The 8,098-nt window shown below is 51.8% G+C and carries 7 protein-coding genes; all 7 read left to right on the forward strand.

What is annotated here, in order from left to right; translation table 11 throughout:
- The first annotated feature begins 240 nt into the window (after positions 1 to 240).
- The 7 genes from DWX59_RS20430 (at position 241) to DWX59_RS20460 (ending at position 7,965) form a co-directional block, all read left to right on the forward strand.
- Positions 241 to 2,163: an endonuclease MutS2 gene (locus tag DWX59_RS20430; protein WP_117560994.1), complete on the forward strand. Its 1,923-nt coding sequence runs from the start codon at positions 241 to 243 to the stop codon at positions 2,161 to 2,163.
- A 341-nt stretch (positions 2,164 to 2,504) separates the two neighbouring features.
- Positions 2,505 to 3,665, forward strand: coding sequence for an ROK family protein (locus DWX59_RS20435; protein ID WP_117560995.1), 1,161 nt, complete (start codon positions 2,505 to 2,507; stop codon positions 3,663 to 3,665).
- A gap of 256 nt (positions 3,666 to 3,921) precedes the next feature.
- Positions 3,922 to 4,863 (forward strand): carbohydrate kinase family protein, encoded by a 942-nt coding sequence (locus DWX59_RS20440; protein ID WP_117560996.1) that lies wholly within the window; start codon positions 3,922 to 3,924, stop codon positions 4,861 to 4,863.
- Positions 4,863 to 5,573: a ribulose-phosphate 3-epimerase gene (locus DWX59_RS20445; RefSeq protein ID WP_117560997.1), complete on the forward strand. Its 711-nt coding sequence runs from the start codon at positions 4,863 to 4,865 to the stop codon at positions 5,571 to 5,573. The genes DWX59_RS20440 and DWX59_RS20445 overlap by 1 nt, the downstream gene beginning before the upstream one ends.
- A 4-nt stretch (positions 5,574 to 5,577) precedes the next feature.
- Positions 5,578 to 6,150, forward strand: a complete 573-nt coding sequence (gene hxlB / locus DWX59_RS20450) for a 6-phospho-3-hexuloisomerase (protein ID WP_117560998.1) — start codon at positions 5,578 to 5,580, stop codon at positions 6,148 to 6,150.
- 79 nt (positions 6,151 to 6,229) lie between these two features.
- A complete protein-coding gene (locus tag DWX59_RS20455) occupies positions 6,230 to 7,285 on the forward strand; it encodes an aldose 1-epimerase family protein (RefSeq protein ID WP_180215670.1) in 1,056 nt (351 codons plus the stop codon).
- Positions 7,282 to 7,965, forward strand: a complete 684-nt coding sequence (locus DWX59_RS20460; RefSeq protein WP_117560999.1) for a D-lyxose/D-mannose family sugar isomerase — start codon at positions 7,282 to 7,284, stop codon at positions 7,963 to 7,965. The genes DWX59_RS20455 and DWX59_RS20460 overlap by 4 nt, the downstream gene beginning before the upstream one ends.
- The last annotated feature ends 133 nt before the right edge of the window (positions 7,966 to 8,098 follow it).

The raw sequence follows: 8,098 nt of genomic DNA on the forward strand, positions 1-8,098 counted from the left end.
GCAGGTAATGGGGTTCCGGGTGTGATTCGGATACCGGATTGTCTGCGGGCGTAATTTGTTGTACCGTCATCCATAACAGATGGACATATGGAATTGTGTGCTGCGGCATGTGGATGCAGCACCTGTCAGACCTATGTGGCGAAACCTGTTGGTGGATGTCCATGGGTTTTTTATTTTCCACTTTTATTCTCATGAAACGGATGGTAAGGAATAAACAGGATGGAAAGGAAAACAGATACAATGAATCATACATTTGACGCAGTCGCATTTACAGAAATCATAGAACAGCTGGCAGAATACGCCAATTCACCGCAGGCAAAGGAAAAGATAAGGAACCTTCAGCCATACCTGGATGAAGGGGAACTTAAACGGAATATGAGGGACACCACCCAGGCCAGGCAGATGCTGGACCTTCTTGGCACGCCGCCGCTTCCTGTCATGGAACAGATCGGGCATATTGTGGAAAAGGCAGTGCTTGGGGAGCTGCTGCTTCCGGAGGAAATGGAGGAGGTGGGGATGTTCCTGGCAGCCGTCAGGCGGATGCAGTCATATCTGGAACGTGGGAAAATGCATCACATCCCGGCTGCATTTTACAGTGATGATTTATATCCCCTTACAGAACTGAAGGAGGAGATTGAGCGGTCGGTGCGCCATGGCAGGATTGACGACCATGCATCCGGCGCGCTTTGGGGAATCCGCAAGGAAATCCGCGCGCTGGAAGAAAAGATTAAGGATAAGGCGGATTCCCTGTTAAAAAATAATAAGAAGTATATGTCGGAGGCCTTTGTGGTCACCAGGAACCACAGGCTGTGCCTTCCTGTGAAAAAAGAGTATAAGTCCAGGGTGCCTGGCAGCGTCATAGACAGCTCATCCACAGGGGCCACGGTGTTTATTGAACCGGAAGCAGTGGCAAGGTTCCAGGACCAGAGGGAAATCCTGCTGGTGGAAGAGGACTGCGAGGAGAGGAAGATCCTCTACAGCCTGATGGATATGATTGCATCCCAGGAAACATCCATAAAAAGCAACCTGGAGACCCTGGCTAAGCTGGACTTCATCTTTGCCAAAGGCAAGCTCAGCGCACAGATGGAGGCAAGGGAACCCTCCATCAACACAGAAGGGCGGATCTGCCTGAAGGATGCCAGGCACCCCCTGCTGCCCCCTGACTCCAATGTGCCCCTGCAGTTTGAAATCGGCGGTGGGAAACGCGGAATGATCATAACAGGCCCCAATACAGGCGGAAAGACCGTGGCCATAAAGACCGTGGGGCTGTTTACACTGATGGCCGGATGCGGGCTGCACCTGCCCTGCGCTTACGGTGATGTGGCCATGAGGAACCGGGTGCTCTGCGATATAGGGGACGGACAGAACCTTACGGATAACCTGTCAACCTTTTCAGCCCATATCACCAATGTAATGGACATACTCCGCCGGGCCACCAGGGACAGCCTGGTAATCCTGGACGAACTGGGCTCAGGCACGGACCCGGCTGAAGGCATGGGGATTGCCATTGCCATACTGGAAGAGCTGCGCCTTCGCGGCTGCCTGTACCTGGTGACCACCCATTACCCGGAAGTCAAGTCCTATGCAAGGAAACACGGGGAAATCATCAGCGCCAGAATGGCATTTGACAGGGAAAACCTAAAACCTCTTTATTGCCTGGAAATGGGAAAATCCGGGGACAGCTGTGCGCTTTACATTGCAAAACGCCTGGGAATGCCAGGACACATGCTTAAGGTGGCTGCAGGGGAGGCTTACGGGGATATCAAGGAAAGCCTGAAGCAGGAACTGGGGCTGGAACAGGAAGAAGAGGACGGTATAAAGAGGATATATGAACCGGGTATCACGGTGATGAAGAAGAAAGCGGAGTCCACGGATGTATCAGGGATATTCTCAAGAGGGGACAGCGTGAGCGTGGAACCGGCCGGGGAGCCTGGCATTGTGGTAAAGCCTGCGGACCAGATGGGAAATGTCCTGGTGCAGGTAAAGAAGGAGAAGCGCATGGTGAACTACAAACGCCTGAAACTCAGGGTCAAGGCCGACCGTCTATATCCGGAGGACTATGATTTTTCCATTATCTTTGACAGCGTGGAGAACCGTAAGGCCAGACATGCAATGGAGCGGAAGTTCCAGGATGGAAGGGAGGTCAGGGTTGAGGATTATTAATTCTTTCATGGCAATTAAAATAATCCATGATTGACATTGTATTTGAACCTCCTCCATGATAGAATAACCATGTATGGTTGAACCGAAATCAGAGGATAGCTGGTAACTATAAATTGCCATGCATCCGAAGCGCAATCATCAGACGGGCAAAGTCTTTTGATTACTTCTAAACAGATGATATATGGAGGACTTGATTTTTCAAGTCCTCTTTTAGAATGATTTTTGTCAGCAGCCTGTTTCACGGTCTGTATGTAGTATGTAGTATGTAGTTTCTTGTAAACTGACCTTAAGATTGCTTATAACGCGGGACAGCCAAAATGAAAGGTACGGAGTAACATATCATGAAGACACTGGGGACAAAACGCATTGATGTAAAAAAACATAACAGGGGCCAGATCTTAAAACTGATTGCCACCGGGACCTGCAACAACCGTGTGGAACTGGTGGCCCACATGGGCATGACCAAGATGGCCATAACCAACATGGTGTCGGAACTGGCGGATAAGGGGCTTGTAAAAGAGGGCGGCGTGGACCAGTGCGATGGCGTGGGCCGCAACCCCATCAGCCTCAGGATACCATCGGGCGCGCCTAATACCATTGGGATCCTGATCCTCAGGGACCGGTGCGAGGCCGTGCTCTGTGATTTTTACCTGAATGTACGGCACAGGAAGACCATCATGCTGCAGCAGCCGGATAAAAGGGAATTGATATCCATTATCTACGCCCTGACGGACGCCATGCTTGAATATGAAAAGAACATTCTGGGCATTGGGATTTCCAGTATCGGTCCCATTGATTTTGACCGGGGCATGATACTGAACCCGCCTTACTTTTACGGTATCCATGACATACCGGTGGCCAGTCTTTTGGAGGACAGGTATTCCCTGCCCGTGTTCATGGACCATGACAACCAGAGCGCGGCCCTGGCAGAACTACTCTATGGGAATGGGAAGAACAGGGACAGCTTCATGCTTTTAGGCATAGCAAGGGGCGTGGGCTGCGGCATTGTAAAAAACGGGGCATTGTATGTGGACTCCAGGAAGCTGGCGCCTGAGGTTGGTCATGTGAGCATTGACTACAGGGGGAAAAAATGTATTTGCGGAAACCGCGGCTGCCTGGAACTGTATGTGAATACGGATGAAATCCTGGGGCGGCTGAGGAAGGCCACGGGCCAGTCCCTGAGCTTTGCCGGATTCTGCCAGATGAAGGAAACAGACCGGATGTGCGAAATATTCGAGGATGTGACGGAAAAGATAACTTCTGCCCTGGTGAGCACCGTAAACCTGCTGAACCTGGACTTGGTCCTGCTTGGATATGATGGGGTCCATCTGCCTGAAAAGTATGTCAAACAGCTGGAGGATGGAATCAATGAATTTAAATTCGCCAGGGACAGGAGCAGGACCGGGGTGAAACGGGCGTACTTTGGGGAGGATTCACAGCTGTTGGGAGCTGTCTGCAATGTGCTGAATCAGGTGTACGAGGGGAATATGCTATTGGATTAGAGCATGTTTTTTAGACATACCCAAGGGGTGTGCCGGGGCGTAAGAGGATGCCGGGCACGCCCTTTTTCGATGGAGTCCTGCTTTTGTCATGGAGTCCACTTTTGTAATACAGTCCTACTTTCAGCCCTGTCCTGTGCATATCGCACAAAAACAACATCCAATTAATAGATAAATCATACAATATTCAATTAGTATATTGACTTTACTAATTAAAGGGATTATGATGAAAATAAAGTAAGGAAAAGGAGATGATGCTGTGGATATCATTACGGTTGGGGAGATGGTCATAGACTTTATCCCGGGAACAGAGGAGGGCAGCTATATCCGCAATCCGGGGGGTGCGCCGGCCAATGTGGCCATTGCGGCGGCCAGGAACGGACTGTCCGCCGGAATCTTCTGCAAGGTGGGGGACGATGCTTTTGGCCGTTTCCTGATACGGACCCTGGAAGACAATAAGGTGACTCCTTTAAGCCCGCAGCTGTGCGGGGAGGCGGTTACCACCATGGCCTTTGTCTCACTCACACCCGGCGGGGAGCGGAGCTTCACCTTTGCAAGGAAGCCGGGCGCGGATATGTTCCTGCGCGTATCAGATATCCAGGAAGGGTACCTTGGGAGCTGCAAGGTCATTCATGGAGGTTCCTGTTCCCTGTCAAAGGGGGAGGCCAGGGCCGCAACCATCCATGCGCTGAAACGGGGACATGAGATGGGGAAGATGGTGAGTTTTGATGTGAATTACAGAAACCTGATGTGGGACGACGACAGGCAGGCGGCAGCGGACGCTGTCATGGGTATCCTTCCATACGTGGACCTCTTAAAGATTTCAGAGGAAGAGACAGACATGATTGGGGGGCGGCAAAACATAGACCGGGTCATGAAGCAGAACCAGGTGGCGGTGGTGGTAGAAACCCTGGGATCGGAAGGGGCAAGGTGCTTTTTCGCAGGAACCTCCTTTGTGGTAAAGGGACGCAGGGCGGACGCCATTGTGGATACAACGGGTGCAGGGGATGCGTTCTGGGGAGGTTTCCTTTCCAGGCTGCTGATAAAAGGCGCTGACCGAACAGGCATATTTACAAGGGAAATCCTGGAGGACGCCATGAGGTACGGCAATGTAAGCGGTTCCCTGTGCGTCCAGTCCAAGGGAGCCATTGCATCCCTTCCCGCCAGGGCGGAGATTGAACTGTATTTGGAGGAAGACTGATGAGCAAAGAAATATGGAACCAATCCTGCATTATTTCGCCGTCCCTTATCTGCCTGGACCTGTGCAACCTTGAGCAGCAGGTCAGGCTGGTGGAGGAAAGCGGCATCCGGATGCTGCATGTGGACATATTGGACGGGCATTTCAGTCCAAGCATGCCTCTGGGGCTGGAGACGGTAAAGCAGCTGAGGAAGAAGACGGACCTGGAATTTGAGGCCCACGTAATGACGGCCAATCCTCAGTACTTTATTGATGAACTGTTGGAATGCGGTGTTTCGCAGATCGTATTCCACATTGAGACAGCGGACCATGTGGACGGGCTTTTAAACTATATCCATGGAAAGGGTGTGCGGGCCGGTGTGGCCCTGAAGCCGGGGACCCCCCTGACCGTCCTTGATTATGTCCTGGACAAGTGCGATGCGGTCCTGCTGATGTTAATCAATCCCGGTTTTGCCCAGTGCGCAGGGGAGGCCCAGGTATCCTACGGGGACCGTAAAATCAGGGACCTGAGGAAGATGATAGATGACAGGGGACTGGATACCGGAATTATTCTGGACGGAAGGATCTCCCCAAAGAACATAGAGGATTACGGCAGGGGGATTGCCAACATATTCGTGGCGGGAAGCACCTGCATCAAAAAGGACGACCTGGTGGGAAGCCTGAGGGCGGTCAATGACCTGGCAAAAACCCTGAATGGGGATTCGAAGGAGTGATGGGATGGGATATTACAGCGATGAGTACAGAAATACATATACAACGGTTTTAAAGGAACTGGATACGGCCCTTGGCAGCGTGGACCCGGCGGCAGTGGAAGCGCTGGCGGATGCTGTGCTGGACGCGGACCAGGTGTTTTTTGTGGGTGTGGGAAGGGTGCTTCTGTCCCTTCAGTCCATTGCAAAACGTCTGGCGCACCTGGGAATTTGCACCCACTATGTGGGAGAAATCACAGAACCGGCCATTACAGGCAATGACCTGCTGATTGTGGGTTCAGGCAGCGGTTCCACCCTGTTCCCCCTGGGGATTGCAAAAAAGGCAAAGGCAGCCGGGGCCAGGGTGGTGCACATCGGCTCAAATCCGGACAGTGAGATGAAGGACGTGGCTGAGTTCATGGTGCGGATTCCCGTGCGGACCAAGAATTATCTGGAAGATGAGATTGATTCCGTACAGCCCATGACCTCACTTTTTGAGCAGAGCCTCCTGATACTGGGAGATACCGTCGCCAAGATGATTATTGATAAAAAGCAGATTGACATGAAGAGCCTGTGGAAATACCATGCAAACCTGGAGTAGGAAAACCTAAAGCAGGAAAACCCAAGCAGGGGAACCTGAATCAGGGATGGCTGAAACAAAGGAAACTGGAGTGTGGGACATGAAAAAGGAATGGATGAAGTATGCCGGCAGCATGCAGCAGCTGGCTTATGTAAGACCGCTGGCATATAAAGAGGGCCGTGCGGAAAACATGAATGCCTGGGAAATCAAATCCGGCCACATGGCCTTTCATGTGATGGCGGATAAATGCCTGGACATATCGGATCTTTCATATAAGGGCATGAATATGTCATTTATGGCAAAGCCCGGGCTGATGGGGCGGGGGCATTATGACACCCATGGACAGGAAGCCCAGAGAAGTATCATGGGCGGGCTTCTGTTCACCTGCGGCCTGGAAACAATCTGCGCGCCCTGCAATGTGGATGGCAGGGATTACCCCATGCATGGCAGGATGAGGACAACGCCGGCCGAACATGCGGGGGCGGACGCTTACTTTGAGGGGGACGAGTATGTGATTTCCGTGAAGGGGGAGATGCGGGAAGCTGAACTGTTTGGGGAGAACATGGTCCTTAGAAGGACCATAGAGACAAGGCTGGGTTCCAACTCCATCCTGGTTACGGATGAGATAGAGAACCAGGCATTCCGCCCGGAACCCCTGATGCTGCTCTACCACTGCAATATGGGTTATCCCTTTTTAGATGAGACCTGCGAGCTGGTGCTGCCGGTAAAACAGGTGACAGGAAGGGAAGCCTTTGCAGAACAGCATGTGGACAGATGGAACTGGATGGATGAACCAAAACCAAATGAACCGGAATATGTTTTCCTCCATGACATGGCTGAGGATGAATCAGGCACCACCATGGCCATGGTGGTGAACCACGGCAGGAAACTGGCCCTCTGCCTGGAATTTAACCGGAAGAACCTGCCTTACTTCATGGAATGGAAGTCCATGGCTTCCGGGGATTATGCCCTGGGCCTGGAACCTTCCAACTCCAGTGTGTACGGCAAGCCATATCATATCAGCCAGGACAAGGTCCATTACCTGCAGCCCTTTGAAAAGGAAGTGAACCAGATCCGGTTCACGGTACTGGAAGGTGAAGAGGCAATCAGGAACTGCCGGGAACGGATTATTAAAATAAAAGGAGAACCAGAATGAAACGATCAGAAATCAACGCAGTCATTAAAAAGTTTGAAGCCCTGATGAAGGAGCACTGTTTTGAACTTCCGCCCTACTTGGGTTTTACGCCAGAGGAGTGGCAGGATAAGGGACATGAATATGATGAGATACGGGATAACATGCTGGGATGGGATGTGACGGATTACGGCGAGGGGGACTTTGACAAGCTGGGCCTTGCGCTGATTACAATCCGCAATGGGAATGTACATAATCCAAAGTACCAGAAACCGTATGCGGAGAAGATCATCATGTGTGACAGCGGACAGGTATCCCCCATGCATTTCCACTGGGGCAAGATGGAGGACATTATCAACCGAGGGGGTAATGACATTGAATTCACCCTTTACAATGCGGATAAGGAGACAGAACAGCTGGCTGACACGGACGTTGAGATTTGTCAGGACGGACGTCGGTATACCATGCCGGCCGGGACCAAGGTAATCCTGCATCCAGGCGAAAGCCTGACCCTGTACCCATACCTGTACCATGAGTTCGTCATTCCCGAGGGCGGACCTGTGCTGATTGGGGAAGTATCCATGTGCAATGATGACAATACGGACAACCGTTTCTTGAATCCGCTGGGAAGATTCCCGACCATAGAAGAAGACGAAGCGCCTTACAGGCTGCTCTGCAATGAGTATCCGCCTGCAAAGGATTGATTACAATCCGTCCGTGGACCCTTAAGGAGCGGGAATGCCGCAGGCAGGGAACCTGCGGCATCCCCATTATCCTAGAGCGTGTCTGAAAATTTATTCCCGCCATCTGCCCTAAGGAATCCACCATAGGTACCCC

It is taken from the genome of Enterocloster aldenensis (assembly GCF_003434055.1).
GTDB lineage: Bacteria > Bacillota > Clostridia > Lachnospirales > Lachnospiraceae > Enterocloster > Enterocloster aldenensis.

Coding starts and splice junctions, on each gene's coding strand:
- DWX59_RS20430 (WP_117560994.1), top strand. CDS start 241: ATGAATCATACATTTGACGCAGTCGCATTTACAGAAATCATAGAACAG.
- DWX59_RS20435 (WP_117560995.1), top strand. CDS start 2,505: ATGAAGACACTGGGGACAAAACGCATTGATGTAAAAAAACATAACAGG.
- DWX59_RS20445 (WP_117560997.1), top strand. CDS start 4,863: ATGAGCAAAGAAATATGGAACCAATCCTGCATTATTTCGCCGTCCCTT.
- hxlB (WP_117560998.1), top strand. CDS start 5,578: ATGGGATATTACAGCGATGAGTACAGAAATACATATACAACGGTTTTA.
- DWX59_RS20455 (WP_180215670.1), top strand. CDS start 6,230: ATGAAAAAGGAATGGATGAAGTATGCCGGCAGCATGCAGCAGCTGGCT.
- DWX59_RS20460 (WP_117560999.1), top strand. CDS start 7,282: ATGAAACGATCAGAAATCAACGCAGTCATTAAAAAGTTTGAAGCCCTG.